The organism is Pseudovibrio sp. FO-BEG1 (assembly GCF_000236645.1).
In the GTDB taxonomy this organism is placed as follows: domain Bacteria; phylum Pseudomonadota; class Alphaproteobacteria; order Rhizobiales; family Stappiaceae; genus Pseudovibrio.
On the sequence record NC_016642.1, the window covers coordinates 2,289,236 to 2,311,260 of the forward strand.

The 22,025-nt window shown below is 55.6% G+C and carries 22 protein-coding genes; 14 read left to right on the forward strand and 8 right to left on the reverse strand.

From position 1 onward, the window contains the following. Window positions 1-249 precede the first annotated feature (249 nt). Together PSE_RS10530 and PSE_RS10535 are read left to right on the forward strand one after the other, a co-directional pair. Window positions 250-3,702 carry an indolepyruvate ferredoxin oxidoreductase family protein gene (locus PSE_RS10530; protein WP_014284833.1) on the forward strand — a complete coding sequence of 1,151 codons (3,453 nt, stop codon included), beginning with the start codon at window positions 250-252 and terminating at the stop codon, window positions 3,700-3,702. Window positions 3,703-4,261: 559 nt separating this feature from the next. Beyond that, complete coding sequence (locus PSE_RS10535; protein WP_037036769.1) at window positions 4,262-6,292, forward strand: methyl-accepting chemotaxis protein; 2,031 nt, start codon at window positions 4,262-4,264, stop codon at window positions 6,290-6,292. 92 nt (window positions 6,293-6,384) lie between these two features. Here PSE_RS10535 and PSE_RS10540 read toward each other — a convergent pair whose 3' ends face one another. Beyond that, window positions 6,385-6,723: a DUF1330 domain-containing protein gene (locus PSE_RS10540; protein WP_014284835.1), complete on the reverse strand. Its 339-nt coding sequence runs from the start codon at window positions 6,721-6,723 to the stop codon at window positions 6,385-6,387. A gap of 69 nt (window positions 6,724-6,792) precedes the next feature. Further along, complete coding sequence (locus PSE_RS10545; protein ID WP_041768309.1) at window positions 6,793-7,362, reverse strand: TetR/AcrR family transcriptional regulator; 570 nt, start codon at window positions 7,360-7,362, stop codon at window positions 6,793-6,795. 141 nt (window positions 7,363-7,503) lie between these two features. Between PSE_RS10545 and PSE_RS10550 the strand changes: the two genes are divergently transcribed. After that, on the forward strand, window positions 7,504-8,004 hold the full coding sequence (locus tag PSE_RS10550) for a DUF417 family protein (protein WP_014284837.1): 501 nt from the start codon (window positions 7,504-7,506) through the stop codon (window positions 8,002-8,004). Between the two features lie 87 nt (window positions 8,005-8,091). Here PSE_RS10550 and PSE_RS10555 read toward each other — a convergent pair whose 3' ends face one another. After that, window positions 8,092-8,712, reverse strand: coding sequence for a TetR/AcrR family transcriptional regulator (locus PSE_RS10555; RefSeq protein WP_008549339.1), 621 nt, complete (start codon window positions 8,710-8,712; stop codon window positions 8,092-8,094). Between the two features lie 414 nt (window positions 8,713-9,126). Between PSE_RS10555 and PSE_RS10560 the strand changes: the two genes are divergently transcribed. The 5 genes from PSE_RS10560 to PSE_RS10580 all read left to right on the forward strand — a co-directional run bounded on the left by PSE_RS10560 (window position 9,127) and on the right by PSE_RS10580 (window position 12,601). After that, window positions 9,127-9,957 (forward strand): universal stress protein, encoded by an 831-nt coding sequence (locus tag PSE_RS10560; protein ID WP_014284838.1) that lies wholly within the window; start codon window positions 9,127-9,129, stop codon window positions 9,955-9,957. Window positions 9,958-10,191: 234 nt separating this feature from the next. Further along, window positions 10,192-10,788, forward strand: coding sequence for a HupE/UreJ family protein (locus PSE_RS10565; RefSeq protein WP_051125985.1), 597 nt, complete (start codon window positions 10,192-10,194; stop codon window positions 10,786-10,788). 145 nt (window positions 10,789-10,933) lie between these two features. Next, window positions 10,934-11,842, forward strand: coding sequence for an aminoglycoside phosphotransferase family protein (locus PSE_RS10570; RefSeq protein WP_014284840.1), 909 nt, complete (start codon window positions 10,934-10,936; stop codon window positions 11,840-11,842). Window positions 11,843-11,897: 55 nt separating this feature from the next. Beyond that, complete coding sequence (locus tag PSE_RS10575) at window positions 11,898-12,233, forward strand: hypothetical protein (protein WP_051125902.1); 336 nt, start codon at window positions 11,898-11,900, stop codon at window positions 12,231-12,233. Beyond that, window positions 12,230-12,601: a nitrile hydratase subunit alpha gene (locus PSE_RS10580; RefSeq protein WP_014284842.1), complete on the forward strand. Its 372-nt coding sequence runs from the start codon at window positions 12,230-12,232 to the stop codon at window positions 12,599-12,601. The genes PSE_RS10575 and PSE_RS10580 overlap by 4 nt, the downstream gene beginning before the upstream one ends. A 20-nt stretch (window positions 12,602-12,621) precedes the next feature. Here PSE_RS10580 and PSE_RS10585 read toward each other — a convergent pair whose 3' ends face one another. Further along, entirely contained in the window at window positions 12,622-13,365 is a 744-nt protein-coding gene (locus PSE_RS10585; RefSeq protein ID WP_014284843.1) for a DUF4344 domain-containing metallopeptidase, read from the reverse strand. A gap of 102 nt (window positions 13,366-13,467) precedes the next feature. Next, window positions 13,468-13,830 (reverse strand): VOC family protein, encoded by a 363-nt coding sequence (locus PSE_RS10590; RefSeq protein ID WP_008549070.1) that lies wholly within the window; start codon window positions 13,828-13,830, stop codon window positions 13,468-13,470. A 224-nt stretch (window positions 13,831-14,054) separates the two neighbouring features. On the opposite strand from PSE_RS10590, the gene PSE_RS10595 reads away from it, so the two are divergent. The 4 genes from PSE_RS10595 to PSE_RS10610 all read left to right on the forward strand — a co-directional run bounded on the left by PSE_RS10595 (window position 14,055) and on the right by PSE_RS10610 (window position 17,992). Next, window positions 14,055-15,884: a sensor histidine kinase gene (locus PSE_RS10595; protein ID WP_014284844.1), complete on the forward strand. Its 1,830-nt coding sequence runs from the start codon at window positions 14,055-14,057 to the stop codon at window positions 15,882-15,884. After that, a complete protein-coding gene (locus tag PSE_RS10600; protein ID WP_014284845.1) occupies window positions 15,865-16,542 on the forward strand; it encodes a response regulator transcription factor in 678 nt (225 codons plus the stop codon). The genes PSE_RS10595 and PSE_RS10600 overlap by 20 nt, the downstream gene beginning before the upstream one ends. A gap of 154 nt (window positions 16,543-16,696) precedes the next feature. Next, window positions 16,697-17,254 (forward strand): cytochrome b, encoded by a 558-nt coding sequence (locus tag PSE_RS10605; RefSeq protein WP_008548919.1) that lies wholly within the window; start codon window positions 16,697-16,699, stop codon window positions 17,252-17,254. A 117-nt stretch (window positions 17,255-17,371) separates the two neighbouring features. Further along, the gene (locus PSE_RS10610) at window positions 17,372-17,992 is read left to right on the forward strand and encodes a chloramphenicol phosphotransferase CPT family protein (protein WP_014284846.1); all 621 of its coding nucleotides are present in this window, start codon (window positions 17,372-17,374) and stop codon (window positions 17,990-17,992) included. On the opposite strand, the gene PSE_RS10615 is transcribed toward PSE_RS10610, so the two are convergent. The 3 genes from PSE_RS10615 to PSE_RS10625 all read right to left on the reverse strand — a co-directional run bounded on the left by PSE_RS10615 (window position 17,973) and on the right by PSE_RS10625 (window position 20,082). Next, window positions 17,973-18,602 (reverse strand): transferase, encoded by a 630-nt coding sequence (locus tag PSE_RS10615; RefSeq protein WP_014284847.1) that lies wholly within the window; start codon window positions 18,600-18,602, stop codon window positions 17,973-17,975. The genes PSE_RS10610 and PSE_RS10615 overlap by 20 nt on opposite strands. Then, window positions 18,602-19,291 (reverse strand): ceramidase domain-containing protein, encoded by a 690-nt coding sequence (locus PSE_RS10620; protein WP_014284848.1) that lies wholly within the window; start codon window positions 19,289-19,291, stop codon window positions 18,602-18,604. The genes PSE_RS10615 and PSE_RS10620 overlap by 1 nt, the downstream gene beginning before the upstream one ends. A gap of 77 nt (window positions 19,292-19,368) precedes the next feature. Continuing rightward, window positions 19,369-20,082, reverse strand: a complete 714-nt coding sequence (locus PSE_RS10625) for a sulfite exporter TauE/SafE family protein (RefSeq protein ID WP_158309186.1) — start codon at window positions 20,080-20,082, stop codon at window positions 19,369-19,371. Between the two features lie 224 nt (window positions 20,083-20,306). Between PSE_RS10625 and dsrO the strand changes: the two genes are divergently transcribed. Beyond that, the gene (gene dsrO / locus PSE_RS10630; RefSeq protein WP_014284850.1) at window positions 20,307-21,026 is read left to right on the forward strand and encodes a sulfate reduction electron transfer complex DsrMKJOP subunit DsrO; all 720 of its coding nucleotides are present in this window, start codon (window positions 20,307-20,309) and stop codon (window positions 21,024-21,026) included. A gap of 3 nt (window positions 21,027-21,029) precedes the next feature. Continuing rightward, window positions 21,030-22,013: an NrfD/PsrC family molybdoenzyme membrane anchor subunit gene (gene nrfD, locus PSE_RS10635; RefSeq protein ID WP_014284851.1), complete on the forward strand. Its 984-nt coding sequence runs from the start codon at window positions 21,030-21,032 to the stop codon at window positions 22,011-22,013. The last annotated feature ends 12 nt before the right edge of the window (window positions 22,014-22,025 follow it).

Consider the following 22,025-nt stretch of genomic DNA (forward strand, 5'->3'; position numbering starts at 1 on the left):
TCAGGTGAAACTACCGTAGCGGAGTGCTGAAGTCCTAAGGAAATCAGAGGCTTCAGGGCGGTCGGTTTGGTTATCTGTTGTATTCAAAGGGATTATTGTACATCCGCTGATATTTCATGCAGTATGGGTCTACGTAATAATGCGAGTAGGCCACGCTCCAAAAATAATTTTCCAAAAAATCGGCCCGTTTCTTCGCAGATAAATTCCTGCCGTCCTGCGGCAACGCCAGACATTTGTGAGAGTAACCTGATGGTTTCTGAAGAAAAAAGCAGCGAGCCGACCCCGTCAAAACGCCATAACGCGCCGTCGCTGGATGACAAATACACCCAGACCAGCGGGGTTGTGTTTCTCACCGGCAATCAGGCGCTGGTGCGCTTGCCGTTGCAGCAGCGCATGCGTGATGAGCTGGCGGGGTTAAATACGGGTGCTTTTATCTCCGGTTACCGCGGTTCTCCGCTGGGGCGTTACGACATGGAGCTGTGGCGGGCGCAGTTGCATCTGGATAAGCACAGCATCGTGTTCCAGCCGGGCGTGAATGAGGATCTGGCGGCAACGGCCATCTGGGGCTCACAGCACGTGGGCAACATGAAGATGCGCAACAAGGATGGCGTGGTCGGCTTCTGGTACGGCAAAACGCCGGGCGTGGACCGTTCTGGCGATGCGTTCCGCCATGCCAACTTTGCCGGCACGCACCCCAAGGGCGGTGTGGTGGCGCTGTGTGGGGATGACCATGCGGCCAAGTCCTCCACCGTGGCAGGCCAGTCGGATCATATGCTGATCGCGTCGGGTATGCCGGTGCTCTACCCCGCCAACCCGCAGGATATTCTGGACTACGGCATTCTGGCGGTGGAGATGAGCCGCTACAGCGGATGCTGGGTGGGCATGAAGCTGGTGACCGATGTGGTGGAGAGCGCCTCCAGCGTGGAGGTGGATCTGGATCGCATTGAGGTGGTGAAGCCGGACTTGAAAGACCCACAGGGCGGTGTCTGGATTCGCGAGATCGACCTGCCGGTGCAGCAGGAAAAGCGGTTGCTGGAAGAGAAAATTCCGCGTGCGTTGGCCTTTGCGCAGGCCAACAACATCAACCAGATCACCCATGATGCGCACGAGGCAGACGTGGGCATCATCGCCTCGGGCAAGTCTTACTCCGATCTGCGTCAGGCCATGAACGAGCTGGGGCTGACGTCCCTTGAAACGGAAAAGCGCCGCATCCGCATTCTCAAGATCGGCATGGTGTGGCCGCTGGACCCGAAGATTATCGAGAACTTCTCGAAGGGTCTCAAGAAAATCCTCGTGGTGGAAGAGAAGCGCCCCGTTGTTGAGGAGCAGCTGAAATCCACCCTGTTTGATGCGGATATATCGCTGAAGGTACAGGGCAAGGGCTTGCTGCCGAACTCCGGCGTGCTGGCAGCCAATCAGGTGGCTTCCGCCATTGCAGAGTTTCTGGAGGACGACGGGCTGAAGGCCAAAGTGCCGGTGCCGATCAAGCTGAAACCGGGGCCGGTGCGCCGTCCCTCGTTCTGTTCCGGTTGCCCGCACAACACCTCCACCAAAGTGCCCGATGGCAGCCGCGCATTGGCGGGTATTGGCTGCCACACCATTGCGTATTTCAACGACCCGGTGAAGACCAAAGCTCCCTCCCAAATGGGCGGTGAGGGTATGCACTGGGTGGGGCAAGCGCCATTTACCGATGAACCGCATGTGTTCGCCAACATGGGCGATGGCACTTACTTTCACTCCGGCTTTCTGGCCATGCGACAGGCCGTGGCCGCTGATGCAACCATGACCTACAAACTGCTGGTCAACGGCTTTGTTTCCATGACCGGCGGACAGCCGGTGGATGGCGAGCAGTCCGTGCCGCAGCTGATCACCGCTGCGCTCAATGAGGGTGTGAAGAAGGTGGTTGTGGTGACAGAGGATGTGGAGCGGGTGGAAGCCCAGTCCATTCCGGCGGGCGTTGAGGTGCACCACAGACGAGAGCTGGAAGCGGTGCAGCGGGATCTGCGCGAGATACAGGGCGTGACGGTGCTGATTTATGATCAGGCCTGCGCCACAGAGCGCCGCCGCCTGCGCAAGCGCGGCAAGTGGAAAGACCCGAAAGTTCGCACCTACATTCACCCGGAGATCTGCGAGGGCTGTGGTGATTGCGGTGAGAAGTCGGGCTGTCTTTCCATCGAGCCGCTAGAAACGCCTCTAGGTCGCAAACGGCAGATCAACCAGTCCAGCTGCAACAAGGATTTCTCCTGCGTTGAAGGCTTCTGCCCCAGCTTCGTGACCATTCATGGAGCGGAACCAAAGAAGGCGACCACACCTGCGGAGCGTCAGGTGGAGAGCGTGGGCGATGAGATTCTGGCGGAGCCAGACCTGCCTGCGATTGAAGGCTCCACTGGCCTGCTGGTGACGGGCATTGGTGGCACGGGCGTCGTCACCATTGGCGCGATCCTCTCCATGGCCGCGCATCTGGATGGCAGCCGTGTTTCTACCCTGGACCTGACGGGCCTTGCGCAAAAGTACGGGGCGGTGATGACGCATATGCGCATCGCCAAGTCCGCCGATGGCTTGCAAAGCGCCCGTCTGGCGGTTGGCGAAGCGGATGTGGTGATTGGCTGCGACTTGGTGGTGACGGCAGGTGACGAGACGCTGACAACCCTGCGCCAGGGTTCTGCTCAGGTGGTGGTGAACACGGAAGAAGTGCCGACCATCGACTTTTCCAAGAACCCGGACTGGGACATCAACACGCCCAACCTGCAGGCGCGGTTGCAAGAGGCGGTTGGTGACCGGCTGGCCTACTTCGACACCACACAGGCGGCGAAAGATCTCTGCGGTGATGCGGTGATGGCAAACATGATGTTGTTCGGCGCTGCATGGCAGCGTGGCCTCATTCCGGTGACGCTCGGCTCCATCCGTCAGGCCATTGAGCTAAACGGCGTTGCGCGTGACAAGAACTTCGAGGCCTTCAACTGGGGTCGCCTGATGGTGCTGGACCCGGAGCGTGTTGCCAAAGCACGGGCACCGGTTGCGCAGGTGGTGAAGCTGGATCGACCGCTTCCGCTGGAAGAGCTGATTGAGGACCGGGTGAACCGCCTGAAAGACTATCAGAGCGGTAGCCTTGGCAAACTTTACCGTCAGAGGCTGGTGGCGCTGAAAAAAGCCGGAGCGGGCGAACAGATACTTCGCACCGCCGCGACGCAATATTTCCGTCTTCTGGCGCATAAGGACGAGTTTGAGGTCGCCCGCCTGTTCACTCAGCCGCAGTTCAGGCAAAACCTGTCGGACAGCTTCGAGGGCGATCTGAATGTGCGCTTCCACATCGGCGGTGGTCCCTTTGCACGAAAGGACCGGGTGACCGGTCTACCAGTGAAGACCGAATTCGGGCCGTGGATGATGAAGTTATTCTCCCTCCTCTCCAGCCTGCGTGGTCTGCGCGGATCGTTCCTTGATCCGTTCCGCAACAATGAGGAGCGCGTTCTCGCAAATGAACTGCGCTCATCATATGAGGCGGACATGGATCTCGTCTGCACTCACCTTGCTGAGGCCGGAGAGAAAGCTGCACATGATCTTCTGAGCTGGCCGGTGAAAGTTCGCGGGTTTGGGCACGTGCGTGCGGGCAATGCAGAAAAAGCGTTGAAGCTGCGCGAGCGACGCAAAACAGCGCTTAGCAACGCACAAAACAACGCAAAACAGGAGAAGGTGCCTGCGTAAGGCTAACCTGCTGGATTGATTGGATAAAACGGGGTGGAGTTTTGAAACTTCGCTCCGTTTGCCTTAGTGGCTGAACATAGCAACGCAAAAACGGGCGGAAACATTACTCCCCCTTCAATCCCCGTTTGGAAGCCGGTGGAACGTGCAGCAGTTATCCCCCCAGTCCCAAATGACGCGGATCTGCGTCTTCGTAAGGCCGATGAAAGTTGGTCTCGTGATGAAGATGTAGGTACTATTGCTGCTGTATATTCGACTTTTTCAAAGATTAATTCCAAAATATGCATTATGCACTTATGGATAATCCCTAATAGTGGTTGTAGTTTTATTTTAGTACTGTCGAATAAATGGGTTCTATATCAGAGATAATATCTGACTTAAGCTTATCTATAACATGTATTGTGGGGCAATATCCAGTTAAATATTAACAAAACTATAATAATAGTGATTGTTGTATTTACGCAAGGAGAGCGGTAATCAACCTCCGGTGGTTGAATCCGGCGTCATATGAGTGGAAGATGGCGGAACCCATACTGAATTTTACAGTATGGCGAAGCAAAAAATGAAACTAAGTCATCGCATTGTCAGCGCATCCGCAGCGGTTCTTCTCGTTGCCTCATCCCTCGTAATTTCAATCGGGACATACCTCAGCATGCAAACCGCTGAGGAAGACAGCCGCGCTCTATTCAACTCGGTCGCCTCTGGTCTGGCCGTCACTGCGCAGGATCTTTTAAAAGAGTCGCAGGTTATTTCCACAACGCTTGCAAATACTTACGGCGCTGAGATCAGCACCGGAGAAGCATCCCGCACCAACATCGCCCAGATGACCGAAGCAGCTTTGCGCGGTACAACAGACATTCTCGGCATCGCCGTCTTCCTGCAACCGGATGTTGCAGGCAAGGACGCGGATTACATCGGCAAGAAGTACGCCTCTGATACAGGCCAGTTCGTTCCTTACTTCTATATGGAAAACGGCAGCGTCCAGTCCCTGACGGCAGACATTGGCCGTGCGGATGTTCAGCGCCGCATGCGCCGGGCCATGCAGCAGAAAAGCCAGTTCGTAACAGAGCCTTACACCTTTGATGTTGAAGGCAAGACCATCCTCTCCGCTTCCGTTCTGGACCCGATCCTGAACGCCCGCGGAGAGCCTGTTGGCGTGGTCGTGATCGACGTGGATTTCGACAAGCTGCAGGAGAAAATGAGCGCCGCGCACTTCTATGAGACAGGCCGTCTGGCCGTGGTCAGTGAAGGCGGTCTCTGGGTCAGCCACAGTGATCGCGACGTTCTGGGCAAGAAAGTACGTCCGGTGATCGAGACCATCATGAATGGCGTCCGCGAGAAGGCCAACGTGCAGGAAATCGGTGACCGCTTGTTTATTCTGGAGAAATTCCAGCTGGGTACGACCGATCAGTTCTGGTTTGCGGGCATGTCCGTCACCACGGATGAGCTGGGCGCAGGCGCGCGCTACACCCGCGATATGGCACTGATTGCAGCAGTGAGCTCCGGCCTTATCGGCTGTCTCATCCTGTGGTTCATAGGCAACTCCATTGCCCGCCCAATCGTCAATCTGACGCATAGGATGCAGTCTCTGGCAGATGGCAATGTGAAAGACGAAGTCCAGTATACAGACCGCTCTGATGAAATCGGCCAGATGGCTAACGCCTTGAAAGTGTTCGTCACTGCGGTTTCAGAACGCCAGACCTTGCAGTCTGAGGCGGAGAAGGAACATGAGCGTGAAGCCAACCGCCAGAAGGAAGCGGCCAAGCTGATCGAGGAGTTCTCCGGCACCGCAGAAACCGCTCTGGGTGTTATCCATAGCCGCTTTGACGAGCTGGAGCAGACCTCCAAAGAGCTGGCGAACATCGCCGAGAACACCAACGTTCAGACCACCGCGACTTCCGCCGCTTCAGAAGAAGCAACTGCCAACGTGCAGACTGTGGCCTCGGCTTCTGAGGAGCTCTCCACCTCCATTGAGGAGATTGCACAGCAGATCGCCCGCACCAACAAGGTGATCACACAGACCAACGATGCAGCACAGGCAACCAATGCCAAGGTGATGGATCTGGACGGCACGGCGCAGCGCATTGGCGAGGTGGTGAACCTCATTCAGGACATCGCCGAGCAAACCAACCTGCTGGCGCTCAACGCGACCATTGAAGCGGCTCGCGCCGGTGAGATGGGCAAGGGCTTTGCGGTTGTGGCAACGGAAGTGAAGGAGCTGGCGAGTCAGACCTCTAAGGCGACTGAAGAGATCTCCCAGCAGATTGCTGAGATTCAGGGCTCTTCCAAGGATGCTGTTGAAGCCATTCAGGAAATTACTTCCAGCATCCGGCAGGTCAACGAGTTCGCTTCCAACATCGCGGCCTCTGTGGAGCAGCAGGGCGCGGCCACAGCAGAGATCACCGAGAACGTGCATCAGGCTGCAACGGGCACACAGAACGTTTCTGAAAACATGGTGCTGGTGGCGCAAGCGGCTGAAAAGACCAACCAGTCCTCTGATCTGGTCTCCAAAACAGCGTCTTCCGTCCGCGAAGAAGTAATCGGCCTGCGCGAACAGATCGACGACTTCCTGTACAAGGTACAGTCCGTATAAGGCTGTAACTTAATGAGAAATCCGGCTGGCGAGGACCTGTGCTTTGCCAGCCTTTTTATGCAGGGAAGCAGGGCTTCATCTGCGGCATAAGATCAGCTTGCGGCCTCTTTGGCGAAATAGCCCGACTTCACAACACCTTCGGTTTCTGAGTGACCCGGAATGACGGTCGCAAACCCCTCGATGACCTGGCAGCTGAACTTTCTGAGTTCCACCATTTCCTCTGAGTTATAGAAGGTCAGAGCGGCCTCAAAACTCTCGAACTTGTACATCACCATATTCGTATAAGGGGTCGGATCCGCAAGGGCTTTCATCGGGCTTGCGACGATCAACTCACCGCCATATTTTTCGAGAATTGGCACGGATCTTGGGCCGAGTTCCTCAATGCGGGACCTGTCGATAATTTTGTAGTGGTGAAGAACATAACCAGCCATTTGAAAATCCTAAAATTATAGAGGGGGCAACGCGTACCTTACTTCGCCTGCTAAGCAAAACCGTTGTGCTTAGATCGTGCTGACGAGCACGCTGACCGTTTCTTCCAGCTCTTCCAGCGGAGTGCCACCGCGGACCATGACGCGCAGGCCGAAGTAGCCGGCGGCGAGCAGGTTGGCCTTTTGTTTTCGCAGGGCTTCGTCGCCTTTGTAAGGCTCGGAGACGGCGAGGGCGGTGTTGAACAGGTCTTGCGTGCTCTTGATGCCCTCCTGCGCATTCAGCTGGATTTGCGGATCATCATGGGCGTGTTCAATGGCGGAGTTGCACAGGAAGCAACCGCTGCGGTCGCCATTGCGCACTGGCTCCAGCACAGCCTCAAACAGATCCACAAAGCGCTGCTTTGCGTCCGGTGCCTTACAGATCACCTGTGCCAGATGGGTGATGTCCCGTTCGTGGTAAAGCTTCAGCGCCCGCGCATACATGGCGTCTTTATTGCCAAATTCCCGGTAGAGTGACTGCTTCTTCAGCTCGGTTATCCTCTCCAGATCCTGCATGGAGGTGCCGTGGTAGCCTTTTTCCCAAAAAGCTCTCTGTATTCTGTCCAACGCAGTTTTAGGGTCAAATTCCCGAGGTCTTGCCATCACTCTATTCCCGCTCACAACAATGTTACCGATCAGTCCGTAATTCATTATGGACACATCGGTCCGTAATACATATACCTAAGCGCACAGGCTGGCAAGACCCGCCACAACACACTGCCAAATTCAACACAGGAGGTTGATATGACTGATCTTACTCACGCGACTGCCACACAATCAGAAGACAATGCCGCCCTGGGTGCTTTGATCTCAGACATCGCGAAAAACGGAATCTTCGCGGCCCTTATTCTCGTGTTCCTCTGGTTTGGCGGAATGAAGTTTACGGCCTATGAGGCTGGAGCAATTCGCGGACTGGTTGAGAATTCTCCCTTTCTTGGATGGCTTTACACATTCCTGTCCGAAGGAGCTGTGTCCAAACTCATCGGACTTACTGAGCTGACCATCGCCGGGTTACTCGCTACTCGCTTCTTCGCTCCAAAGTTCGCGGTCTACGGCGCACTGGGCGCAATCGCGACATTCCTGGTGACCTTCAGCTTCTTCTTCTCCACGCCGGGCGTGTTCATTCCTGACACTGGCGTGCTGGCGATCTCTGTTATTCCGGGACAGTTCCTGCTGAAAGATATCGTCCTGCTGTTCGCATCCGTGTTCGCCCTGGGCAACGCCCTCAGTGCCACTTCAAAATAAAGATATACTCCTCACTGTGTACTGAAATGGGGGCGCCACCGGCGCCTCCATTGGGCTGTTTGCGGTTTGGTGATGGAAAAAGGGGAATTACTTCCCGCCGGTCTTCATTCTGCTACCCAGCACTTCCAGCGTAACCTCAATCAATGCAAAGAGTTTTTCGCGTGGGGTGCCGAATTTCACGAGTTCGTAGAGGCCCTCGAAAACCATAATAAAGTAGGCGGTCAGGATCTCGATGTCCTCGGGGTTCTTCAGCTCATCCTGACACTGAGTCAGTTTATCTCTGATCTGATCTTCCCAATCAAATTGCAGATTCTGAAACTCCGCCCAGAGGCTCTCGTCGACGTAGCCAAGGTCCACAAGTGTCGGCCAAAAAAGGCCTTTTTCGGCTTTCAGGTCATCACAGCACAGCTCGGTAAACTCCATCAGCACCCCTTGCAGCGCCGAGTACGCATCTGAATGCATCGCCATAACCGACTGCATTTGCTGGCTGTATTTGAGGTAGTACCACCGCAGCGCAGAGACCGCCAACTCCCGCTTCGACCCAAACGCAGCATTGAGCGTTTTCGTAGATACACCAACAGCTTCAGCCACATCGTCCATAGTGGCCGTTACTATTCCATTCCGCAAAAACACCCGGATGCTCGCATCAAACAGATTTTCGAGTTCGGGGATCGGAATGGCAGGATCAAATGGTTCGTCCGAGCTCATTTTGGAAATATAGATAAATCTCTATTCCCCTCAACAACGATGCTCGGCTTTAGAAAAAGAAACGCAAAGCCAATGGGCTAGATAAATTTCAATTTATGTCGATTGTGTTGAGTACCCGCGAGCGCTTTGCTCTTTGTGGCGGGTGTGCGGTGCCAGCTTTCAAATATTCAAAATGTAATTATCGTGATTTTGTTTTGAGGTATTATGTCTACCATAGATTGACTTAAGGTTATAATGCGTACGTAGGGTTATAATAATTCGGTATGAGCTAAGTATAGCACCCAATTTACTTGTGTTTGTTTGCGTCCAACTATCACAGTATGAGGCGGGAAGGGCATTTCAGGCAACTCGACCGACAGGTGGGAGCTTTTCGCATTCTGCGCTTCATGAAGTGAGTCAATTGGAGGTTCAGATATGTCTATCAAAACAGTCGTCACCCTTACCGACACAACTGGCGATCAGGTCGCAGCCCGCGTTGCCGTTGAACTCTCCAAACTGACAGATGCCTATCTGATTGGTGTGGTCCCAAACTACGAGACCTCCTACTACTTGTGCACGGCAGGGCCAATGCCACCTGACTATGAGCGGCGCTTGCAGGAGCAGTCCGCCGAGTTACTCAATAAGTCATTGGAAGGATTTGCAAAACACTTTGATGGATCTGGCGTGGAAGGCGAAACCCGCACCACCAACATCACTCTGGGAGGCACGTTTGACGAGCTGATGCATCTGGGCCGTTTGAGCGACGTCACCGTGATCCGTCAGGATGATCCCGCCAAGCCGGAACCCATGCGCTCTGCCATGATTGAGGCGATGGTGTTTGATACTGGTGTCGCGACACTTATTGTGCCGCATGCATATGAAAAAGCGTTCGCACCCAAGAACATCGCTGTGGCGTGGGATGGGTCCGGTCCTGCCTCCAACGCAGCGCATGCCTCCATGTCCATGCTACAGGCGGCAGACACCGTATCCGTTGTGATGATCACCCCGCACGACGAGCCAAAGCACTCAGAACTCACGGATATTCGCAATTACTTCGAGCGCCACGGCGTCAACATTCATCTGGAAGTGATGAGCAATGTCTCCGGTTCCGTGTCAGAAGCACTGCTCAGCACCGTTGACCGCCTCAATGCCGATATGCTGGTGATGGGCGGCTATGGTCACAGCCGTCTGGCCCAGTACCTGTTTGGCGGGGCAACGCGCAAGGTGCTGCATGATATGAAGATCCCGGTTCTGATGACCCATTAAGCGATCTGCAAAGGGGGCCTCCGGGCTCCCTTTTTTGCAAGTGCATTCCTTCTCAAAATTCCCAATGGTGTTTTCTACAGGCAATCTGGTGTGATTTTCCCAAAAGAACGCGGTTTGATTGCTTGCCTGCGGAAAACAAGTCAGTTTGGCGTCACCTTGTGCGGTCACCCTGCACCCTAACTGACGACATGGACTGCGCGTGCTGCTGCGCGCCCAATATTGGATATTGCACTGATGAAATTGAGAGAAACTGCCGGTTTAACAGGTCTTCTGGCAGTATTGATGTTGATTGCTTTGCCCGCTCAGGCTGCCGCATTTTCTACGGCACAAGCCAAGGCGGATTTCCTTCACGGTCTGTGGCACCCTCTGGGCGGGCTGGACCATATCCTCACCATGGTTGGCGTTGGTGTCTGGGCCGCGCTGGTACTGCACCAGAAGCGCCTGATCTGGCCACTGGTGTTCACGCTCGTCATGTTCATGGCGTTTTGGGCGCGCTACATGGGCGTTGTTGTGCCATATGTTGAGACCGGCATTCTGGCTTCTGTCATCGTGGTTGGCTTGCTTGTGGCGTTTGCTTTGAAACTGCCTGTGGTCGTGGGCGCGCTGATTGTTGGCGTGTTTGCGGTGTTCCACGGCGCAGCCCACGCTGTTGAGGCCAATGCGAGCAGCCTGCTGATTTACGCGCTCGGCTTCTCCGTTTCCACTTTCGCGCTGGGTCTGGCTGGTATCGGGCTTGGTTCATTGACCGAGTGGAACAGCGGCCGCATGTTCTTGCGTGCGCTTGGAGCCATCACAGCGCTTTTTGGCCTCTACCTGATGTTCGTGGCCTAGTGTCTCATTCGAGCGACAGTTTTTGAGGGATTGCCTCAGTTTTGAGGCTTTCCCTTCGCAAGCTCACTCAGTTCTGTTTAAGTCAAGGTGCGGTCTCAACCGCGCCTTTTTTATTGCTGATTTTTAAGTGTGATTGCGAGTTTCTATGAGTGATGACCGTTTGGTTATAGCGCCAGAAGTGGTGCGGAAAATGCTTGATGAGCAGTTTCCTGAATGGAAGGACCTGCCTCTCAGATGCGTTGAGAACGAGGGCTGGGACAACAAAACGTATCGTCTCGGCGATGAGCTGAAGGTGCGTCTGCCAAATGCAGCGGGTTATGTTCCGCAGGTTGAGAAGGAGTTTAAGTGGCTGCCAAAGCTGGCAAATCAGCTGCCCGTAGCCATTCCTGAGCCAGTCGCTCTCGGCAAACCCTCAGCAGATTATCCGTGGCCGTGGTCCGTTTATCGCTGGATTGAGGGTGAGACGGTTTCCGCTGCCACCATCAGCGACATGAACGTGTTTGCGAAAGATCTGGCAGGCTACCTCCACGCACTCTGGGCTGCGGACACGACTGGCGGGCCGGTCGCGGGGGACCATAACTTCCACCGCGGTGGTGATCTGAGCGTTTATGACGAAGAGACCCGCTTTTGTCTTGCTGGCGTGACGGGTGATATTGATGCCAAAGCCGCGCTGATGATCTGGGAGCGGGCTCTTCAGTCTAAATGGACAAAACCGGCCGTCTGGGTGCAAGGCGACCTCTCAACAGGAAACATCCTCATACGGAATGGCCGCCTCAGTGCTGTCATCGACTTCGGCTTATGCACCATTGGCGATCCCGCGTGTGACTTAGTTATCACCTGGAAGTTCTTCTCTGGCGCTAATCGGGAGCTGTTCAAAACCATGGTCGATATGGACCAACCTACCTGGCACCGCGCCATGGGCTGGACCCTCTGGAAAGCCATCCGCACCCTCTACTACGCCAAACAAGACAACATCCCAGAGGAGCAACAGGCCGCCAAAGCGGTGATTGAGGCCGTGCTATCTGACGCAAACCTCGCGGCCACAAAGACTTAAGCCCCATCCCCTAGACTGGCTTTCATCTTGTTCCCGGTATCAAGGATGAGCGGTGATGGAGAGGGACTTTGAGTTGTTGTTGACCCGGCGGATGTGGGAGGATCCGGTGTTTGCGGAGCTGGCGGAGAGGGATGCCGGGGCCGCACTGAAGCAGTTGGGCGTGGAGGTTGATCCTGCTGTTAACGTTCGGATCATTCAGCAGCGCGAGGATACTCTGTATCTGACCATTCCACCTGCCAAGCCGGAGGATGAGCTGAATGCGACGCTGGATCTGAACCAGATGGATCTGTGGTCCAGCGGGGATATGTTTGTCTGGCTGTCTTCGGTTTACAACAAGGTCAAGCTGCTCGGCATTCGCGCCTCCATCGCAAAAGGGAAGGGGGACGCATGAGCCAGCAGGACAATAACGCCTTCGCGGAGCAGGATTATCGTCGGATGATCAATGATCCTGATTATCGCCAGCGGTTGATTGAAGATCCGAAAGGAACCCTCTCAGAAACAACAGGTTACACGTTCCCAGAGGATGTGCGTGTGGAGGTGATTGAGCAGGAGCCGGATACCATCTGCATGATGATCCCCATCAGGCCGAAGGGGGATGAGGCGCAGATTGAGCAGGCGCTGCACAAGTCTGCCGAGCGCACGTTTGACCTGCTGTTTTCCTCGGGCATCGGCGGGTATTTCATTCCGAGCGATAAGCTGAAATGGGTGCTCCGCGATATGCGCCGCAGTTGGATCAGCAAGCTGGGGCTTAAGCTGTAAACCCCAGCAAATGCCTCAAATCAGTTCTTTAGGTTTGCCTGGTAGATTGATCTTAGATGCGGGATGAACTCGGTGCAGAAGATGATGGACGCTTCTTCTGGATCATAAAACGCGTTGGGCTCGCCGCAGCTGTCTACCTTTACGATCACTTCACTTGGCAAAGACATATCCTGCTCAAGGTTTTTGACTTCATCAGAAAGCACCTGATTGATCAGCTCAGCTTCTTTGCCGCTCCCTTCCCGGAAGACCAACGGGACGCCGGATTCCGGGGACATTTCGTCAAACACGGCACCCCAGCTGTTGGCAGCTTGCTCATACTCCACCGGGCACATCTGCGCGCGGTCTTCTGGCAGACCGAGATCATAAGCCAGATCCTCGCGCTTTTCTGGATCAGCACCGTAGAACAGGCAAATGTGGTTGTAATAGCGCTGCTGGTCTGGGCCATGCAGATCCCACCATGCCACTTCTTCAACGCCATCCGGGTCATTGATGTAGCCAAACGCGCTGTTGAAAGCGAGTTCCTGCGCGGCCTCTTCCTCATAGAGCCAGTCGATCATCATCACGGAGAGCACGTCTGCCGCGTCTTCTTCCTGCCCGAAGATCGGCACCTGCATCTTGTCGATCACAGCATGTCCGATCTCGTGATAGAAGATGGACAGGATGTTGGCTTCAACAAAGGCGTCCTCTGCTTCATCCGCCTGCGCGCCAAGAGGTGTGAGCAGTGAGACTGCACAGGTGGCAGCGAGAAGACGTGAACGAAGCATTGGCGAATATCCTCAATGGCATTTGAAAGTATATCTTATTCAAATGCCGTTTATAGGCAAGTTCGCCAAGCCTTTTGTGCTATGTGATACATCTGAGTTCAGCTAGCAGTGGAAGTTGAGCTTGTTGCCATCCAGATCCCGGCAGTAGGCTCCATAAAATGCCTCTCCGCGCGGGCCGGGAGGGCCTTCGTCTTTGCCTCCCAATTGCAGAGCAAGAGCATGCAGGTTTTCGACTGTTTCGCGGTCTTCCACCCGCAAAGCCACCATGGTGCCATTGCCGATGGAAGCTTCCTGCCCGTCGTAAGGTGTGTTGAGGACGATGAGTGGTTTGCCCTCGCCAAAGCTCCAGGCATAAAGCCGGTTGTTTTCAAAGACTCGTGTCGCACCCATCTTGCCCAAAATGGCATCATAGAAGGAGCAGGCGCGTTCAAGGTCATTGGTTCCCAATGTAATGTAGCCGATCATATGGTGTCTTGATCCTAATCGATTGCGATGAATTGCAGAGCGTTCAAAATCTGTAGAGGTTGGGGTTTCATTCCCTTGAGTAAACTACAGCGATAGCTCCAAGTAAATGCAGAAGAGCAAGAGGCTGATGCCCTTCGTCGCCCTAGGTGAAATACCTATTGCAATCGAGCGGGGTCGCTGGTTGTTTCGAATTATCTAATATACGTTGCACTCGGGATTTCTGTATGGGAGGCTACCTTCAGCGCGCTGTTTATGCTGCGTTTTCTGTGATTGTGCTACTTGCTCTGCATGTGGTGGCAGAACCTGTACACGCGCAGTCTGAGATGGTGCGTGTGGGCATCCTCTCTTATCGCGGCAGTCTGGAAACGCAGCGCACATGGGCGCCGACCATTGAGCATTTGCAGCGCGAGCTGCCTGACGTGGAGTTCTCCTATCTGCCTCTGACCCTTCAGCAAATTGCTGAGCAGGCAGAACAACTGGACTTCATCATCACCAATCCCGGCCACTCTTTTCAGCTGGAACGTATTGCGGGCGTCAGCCGCATCGCCAGTGCGCGCTCGCACGTGAATAAGAGCGAGATGCAGGATCTTGGCTCTGTCATCTTCACCCGTACTGACAGCGGCATTTCTACCCTGATGGACTTGAGGGGCGTTACTGCCGGGGTTGTCTCAACAGAAGCATTTGGTGGCTATCTGGCAGCTAAGCACAGCCTGCAAATGAGTCTTGGCAAGGAGGCTGAGCTGCAGGTGAAACCTCTGGGCTTTCCGCAGCAAACCGTGGTGGATGCGGTGGTGAATGGAGGCGTGCAAGTGGGCATTGTCCGCGCCTGCTTGCTGGAGAGCATGAGTGCCGCTGGCACGCTGGATAAATCCCAGATCCGCGTTCTTGGCCAGCAGTACGATCCGGAGTTTGCCTGCGCCAGAACCACAGAGCTTTATCCGGGCTGGGCCTTCTTGAAAGTTCCGGGCGTTTCACCGCAACTGGCAACACGCATCACGCAAGCCTTGCTTTCCATGCCGGATGGTGCGTGCACGGATGAATGGCTGGGCCATGCCAACTGGATTGCACCGGTTTCTTACGCCGCCGTAGAAAGGGTCTATCGTGATCTGGCGCTCTATCCCTACAACAAGGACTTGCGCCAAATCCTGAAGGATTGGGTGGAGCGCAACTACTTTTTGCTGGGCGTGGTGATCGTGCTCAGCGGCGCGTTTCTGCTGCATGTGGGGCATGTGGAGTTTCTGGTGCGCCGCCGCTCACAGCAGCTGGAAGCAGCGAGTGGCAAACTGGCCGACGCCTTGCAGCGCAACCTGATGCTGGAAAACGAGCTAGCCCACGCTGGCCGCGTTTCTTCCATGAACATCCTCGCCGGCAGTCTAGCTCATGATCTCAAGCAACCGCTTGGCGCCATCTCCACCTTCGCCCATAGTTTGCGGAAGCGGCTGGATCGGGGGACGGCGGATGAGGAGACCCTGCAAAAGCAGCTCACCCGCATATCCGAGCAAGCTAACCGGGCCTCTGACTTTATCAACTCCATGCGCAGCTTCCTCAATAAACAACCGGAAGCGCGCCGCCGGGTGGACCTGCGCGAGCTGGTGGATGAAACCGTGATGCTCATGCGCACCTTTGCCACCAAGCATGACTGCCAGCTGCACTGGGACCCACCCAAAGAGCCCGTGTTTGTCTGTTGTGATGATGTGCAATTGCGGCAGGTCATGGTGGTACTGCTGCAAAACGCGCTTGATGCCACAGTCGAGGCCGGACTTGAGGGCGGGGTGATCTCCATCCTGCTGGAAAGCTCCGCGGGCAGCTGCGCTTTGATGGTGTGCGATCAGGGCTCCGGCATTCCAAAAGAGCTGGAGGAGAAGGTGTTTGAGCCGTTCTTTTCCAGCAAAGGCAGTTTGGGTCTGGGGTTGGCCACAGCTCTGAGCATTGTCGACAGCCATGAAGGCGAGTTGACCCTGAGCCCTGCGCCACACGCGGGCACCTGCGCAACGGTGATGCTGCCACTGGCAGGCCCACAAACAGAGGGAAACCATGACACAACAACCCGCTAAACCGCTTTATGGACCAGAGGCCGAGCCTGTGATCATCATCATTGATGATGACGATGCCATGCGGGAAGCGCTGGTGTGCTTGGTGGAATCTGTTGGGCTCAAAGCCGTGGACTTTGAACGGGCCGATGACTTCCTGCAGTCTGACCTGCGCCCCTGTGTTGGCGTGATCATCACCGACATGCGCATCCCCGGCACCAGTGGCCTCGGTTTGCTGGAAAAACTGCGCGCCTCCGGCCAACATCTACCGGTCATCGTTATCTCAGCCTTCGCCAACCTGCGAGATGGTGTCCGCGCCATGAGCCTTGGTGCGGTGGATGTTTTAGAAAAACCGTTCGATGAGCAAAGCCTGCTCGACAAGCTGCAGGATCTGATTTCCGAAACGCGGGACCGGGCCAGCCAGTGCTGCCTGACTGCTCAGGCCAAAATGAAGGTCGACCGCCTCACCAACCGCGAACGTGAGGTAATGGGCTACCTCGCCCAGGGCCTGCAAAACAAAAGCATCGCCAATGCGTTGGGTCTCAGTGTCAAAACCGTAGAGATCCACCGCCACAACGTTCTCACTAAACTGGAAGTCCAGACCCTCGTCGACGTCTACCAACTCACCCAAAGCGCCGAGCGTGCCACGGGCTCTGGCCGGTGTTGTGGGGTGGAACCTTAAGACCATCCCCCAAACTTAACTCAAAATTTCAGGTTACCTTCAGGATCGCGTGGTGTTGTGTCGGCGTTACGAGGCGGCAACCAGGGTGCTGATGGCACTCCTGAAGCACAAGGCAAAGAATGAGTTGCTGCCATAAGAAGAACTGGCAGAAACTATGACTGATCAACAATATGTGCGCTCCGCCCGCATCCTTCACTGGCTGATGGCCCTTGGCTTTCTCTCCATGTGGACGACCGGATACATCATGAAGATGGACTCTCTGGAAGATACTCCGCTGGAAGAGAGCCTGTTTGATATTCACATTTCTCTGGGCGTGACCTTGTTGGGTCTGTTGCTGCTGCGCGTAGCCATTCGCCTGCTCAACAAGCCACCTGCACTGCCTGCTGGTCTGAGCTCTTGGGAGAAAATCGGCTCCCATCTGGGGCATCTGGGCCTTTATGTGCTGCCGCTGGTCACCATGCTGGTTGCGTGGGCGGAGGTTGATTTTGGCGGTCATGGTGTGAAGTGGTTCACCATCGCAATGCCAAAGATCTTCCCAACTATGGAAACCTTTGCAGGCATCAAACTGGAAGATGCCACAGCAACTGCGCACGAGCTGCTTGCATGGTCTTTGCTGGCACTGGTCGCCGTGCACGTGGCAGCTGTTCTCAAGCACAAATATTGGGATGGCCACGACGTGATGGGCCGCATGAGCCTGCTTGGCAAGAAGTAACAAGACGCGGGGGAGGGCTGGTCGCTGCCTATTGCCGAGGGCTTATTGGGGTAGGCCCTCGGTTTCCGCAGTTTCTCTGCCTAAGTCTGTTATGCTTTCCAAAACGGGAGGCTATCGATGACATCAGGCTGGGTTGTTCTGCTCAATGGAGCTCCAAGGGCGGGGAAGAGTTCTATTGTCTCCGGACTGCAAAGTTCCGGCGAAGAACACTGGATGAACCTCGGCGTGGATGTTGTCATCAAACACATGACACCGGACCAGCAGAAGCCGGGGATCGGGCTGAGGCCTGGTGGGGAGCGGCCTGATCTGGAGGACTTTGTTTTCCGCTCTTACAGCGCGCTTTACAAAAGCATCGCCGCACACGCCGCGCTTGGCATGAACGTGGTCGCTGATCTCGGCCACCACAACAGCTACGCCATGCTTGATGGCCATTGGGGACACTACCTGAAAGAGCTTGAGGGGCTGAGTGTGTTGATCGTCGGAGTGTTTTGCCCTCTCGATGAAATCATGCGGAGGAGGGCTGTAAGTGAGGGAGACTATCTCACTGCCACTACTCAAGGAGATATTCCGCTCCCCGTTCAACACTGGCAGGACGAAGTTCACGAACCCGGGATTTATGATCTTGAGCTGGACACGTCCATCCTGTCTCCAGAGCAATGCGCTGCGGAGATCCTCCGCACGATTGCCTCTGGCAGCAGGTTTGAGGCCAGAGACAAGCTTATTGCGTTGCTAGACTGAGGTGCTCAGCTTGCTGGTCGACGGAGGTGAGCCGGGGGATGATGGTGTCGGGCTTCAGCAGCGTTCCTGGTGCCAGCACTGAGTTTGCGCCGACTTTGCTCCGGTCTCCAATCAGAGACCCGAACTTGATTGCGCCTGTTGGCAGTTCTCGTCTGTTTTCAATGAGCTTGATCTCTTTTTCCGCCCACTCATTGCGATGGTTCGCGACCACAACGCCTGCTTCCAGATTGACATACTCGCCCAGAATGGAATCTCCGAGAAACCCAAGGTGGGCCAGCTTGGAGCCCTTCAGTAGGAAGCTGGACTTAACCTCGCAAAACGGCCCAACCGCACAGCCCTCACTCATGTAAACACCGCCACGCAGGTAGCTGCGGGAGGAGACAAAGGCACTCGGCCCAATGATCATCGGACCTTTCAGCGTTGCTCCATCTTCCACCGTTGCGCTTTCATGAATGGCGATCGTGTTAGTGATGCGGTAGCCATCCGTGAGCTGAGACAGCATCCCTTTGATGATATCAGCTGCGTTGCTGGTCAGCTCCCATGGTGAAGCGTCGATGCCAGCCAGTTCTGTTTGCTGCCAGTTGGCAAAGTAGTCGCTGAGCTGGATCATCAGGAGGCTCCTTTGGGCTTCATCTTCAGGACCAGCGCAGCGAGGAGCAGACCAATCATGAGGCCGTTGAGCAGGTGCCACATGAAGTGGGTGCCGAAGCTGATAGAAAAGCAGAGGGCGATGTCGATGGTTCGGAAGGCCAGCGAGATTACAAAGGTGGCTGCTGCAAACGTGATGTACGTGCGGGCAGGGTGTTTGCGCAGGTGCATCAGCACGGTTGCGACGAGTAGTGCGACGACCGCAGGCAGATACTGCATGGAACCGTTGAGAGGATCAGGTCCTGCCTCCAGACCTGTCACCACTGCACTTGAGCTGAACCAGAAGATGAGGGCAGTCAGGCCCACTGCAATGGCACTGGCGCGCAGCGTGCGAAACAGGTTTTCACCGGTCGCGCGATAGATCACCGTAATGATGTAGAATGCAACAAAGCTCCAGATCGGGATGACGTCTGCCAGCTCTGACCATGTGTTCGCAAATGTATGAAACAGGAATGAGCCAACGCCAATAGCCGCAGCCAGAGTGATAAGCACAAGTTCCGCTAGATCCGCGTTGCCTCGCCTGCGCACCAGATACAGAGCCACCAGTGCTGCAACGATAAAGCTGAGATTGCTCAGTGCGTTCAGTGGTTCATTCCAGAACCCCGGTGCGGTTCGCTCGCAGTAAAGATCGATGTAATCAGCAGGCAGCATGGTGAAACTCAAAGCAGGAGACGGACCGCAAGGTTAGATCAGGTGTTGCGCGGATTGTAGTGCGCAACTTGCGATACTCAAGGCATAATCATGGAAATGCCAGAGCCAGCCAGAACCAGATCAATCATGCGGTCATGCTGTTTGGAGCTGAGCTTGTTGAGGATCGCCTTGGCGGCATACGTACCAAGCGTAATAGACCCGCCCACCAACGCTCCGCCGATCAGAATATCCGTGCTCATCACATTCAGATAGCTGAAGGTTACGGCCTTGGAGCCAAACACGAACAGGGAGGCCGCCGCTTCCGTTGCAATCAACGCGCTTTTGACGAGGCCGAAGGAAGAAAATACCGCAAGGCTCAACGGGCCTGAGGAAGCAACAAGGCCGGTGAGAAACCCGATCAGCGTTCCGCCCAGCACAAGGTGGGCTGGTTTGGAGCCGATGTTTCTGGAGCGCAGCAGATAGCGCACGGGGATGAGCACGAGAAAGAACAGCCCAAGGATGGTGCTGCCAACGGATTCCGGTATGGCAATCAGCAGGTTCGCCCCAAGGGCTGCCATGGGAATGCTGGGCACGGCATAGAAAAACACGGCACGCCAGTTGATCTCACTGCACCACACAATCACGCGCCCGCAATTGGCGATCAGCGCCGCAATGGCCATGATGGGAATGGCCGCCTTGGTGCCAAACACAGCCACCAGAATAGGCAGCAGAATGATCGACGATCCTGTGCCAACAATGCCGGACAAAACGCCAGCAAACATGCCCGAAAGCGCGATGATCAATATGCTCAAATGAACCCCCAAATCGAATGGGAGCAACCTACGGGCAAATTGTGGTGAGACCAAACTTCTCTGCTTTTTTGCTGTGAAGAGCGGTTTACGAAATTGTCGATTGTTCTCTTCCCGCCCCATCTAGGGGAACTCCCCTAAACCGGCAGATAACCTCCCCAATATTTTTGTTGCTGGCCTCCCGGTAGCTTGGGAACAACCCAAACCGTGACACTCCGGGGGGAGACATGAATTCAAGACGTGAGTTCCTCAAACTGGCCATGGCAGGCTCAACGGCTGCGGTGGCGGCGCCGGCGGCCGCAAGTGCGCAGGCGAAACCCAAGCGCTGGGGCATGCTGGTGGATCTGCGCAAATGCATCGGCTGTCAGGCCTGCACCGTGGCCTGCACCATTGAAAACGATGTGCCGGAAGGCCAGCACCGCACAGCCGTGCCAGTCTATGAGCTGGATGGCCCGGATGGCCCGAGTCAGGCCGTGTTGCCGCGCTTGTGCAACCACTGCGACGAGCCGCCGTGCATTCCGGTGTGTCCGGTCAACGCCACCTTCAAAACCGATGAGGGTGCTGTGGTGGTGGATGCTGAGCAATGCGTGGCCTGCGGTTACTGCGTGCAGGCGTGCCCTTATGAAGCGCGCTTCATCAACCACAAAACCGGTGTTGCGGATAAGTGCACGTTCTGTGTGCATCGCACTTCTGTCGGTTTGCTGCCGGCCTGCGTTGAAACCTGCGTGGGCAACGCCCGTGTGTTTGGGGATCTGAACGATCCGGAAAGCGATATCCGCAAGCTGATGGCGCAGTATGAGACCAAGGGCCTGCGCCCTGAGTTCAAGACAGGACCAAACGTCTATTACATCGGGCTGGATGACAGGCTCGCCTCAACCGTTGCGGTTGGTGGCGGTGCCCGTGATTTGCGCCAAGGTCTTGAAACGCCTGCACATGGGGAGGTGTGAGTTATGCCTGCTGTCGATCTGATGTCTTTTGATCACGAAGCCGTCTGGCGGCCCTGGGCGGTCGCTTACTTCCTGCTGGTGGGCACAGGGGCAGGAGCTGCCTTGCTGCTGGCATATGCCCGTCTTGTGCGTGTTGCAGAAGCCAAAGGCGCTCTAATTGTCGCCGCCAGTTTTGCGCTCGCCTCTGGTTTGCCACTGCTTGCGGACCTGCACCAGCCTGCACGTTTTATGCACTTTTACAGCGGTGCTGCACCCGGATCCATCATGTGGTGGGGCAGCTGGTTCCTGCCGCTGTTCATCGGCTCTACTCTTCTGCTGGCGTTCATGACAGGCCGCCGTGGCAACGCGCCCATGTGTGCAGGTGAACGCACGCTGACCATGATTGTTGGCGTACTGGCCCTCTGCATACTGGGCTATACCGCCGGTGAAATGAGCGTGGTTGCTGCTCGGCCAGTCTGGAACACCCTCGGTTTCCCCGTGGTGCTTATTCTGACAGCTCTGATGAGCGGCGCCGGTGCCACCATGACCATTGACAGCCTCAATGGAGAAAAGGGCGAGGGCCGTTACATGTTGGTGGTCACAGGTGCTGCCACACTAGTTGCCTTTGGCCTTTGGATGCTGACCGATGCCAGCCTTTCAACACTGGCGGCAGACTATGCCCCTGTTGGCTTGCTCGGTGGCTTCATCATCGCAGGTGTTGTGTTGCCGGTCGCATTGGCTGTGAGCGCAAAGACCTCCTTGCTGCTGCGTGGTGTGAGTGGAGCGCTGGCCGTGTTCGGTGCACTGGCCTTCCGCTGGTCCACGTTCAACGGGGCGCAGCTGATGTCCAAAACCGAGACGGCGTTTTATGGCCATGAAGCCGCGCTTTCTCGCGATGCTCTGCAAGCCTTGGCCGGGTCCGCAGGCCTGCTGATCCTCAGCCTGATCTTTGTCACCCTTCTCATCAACCTGCTGGCCGTGCGCGCCAGCAAGCAAACTCAAGCCTAAGGAGAGCCAATT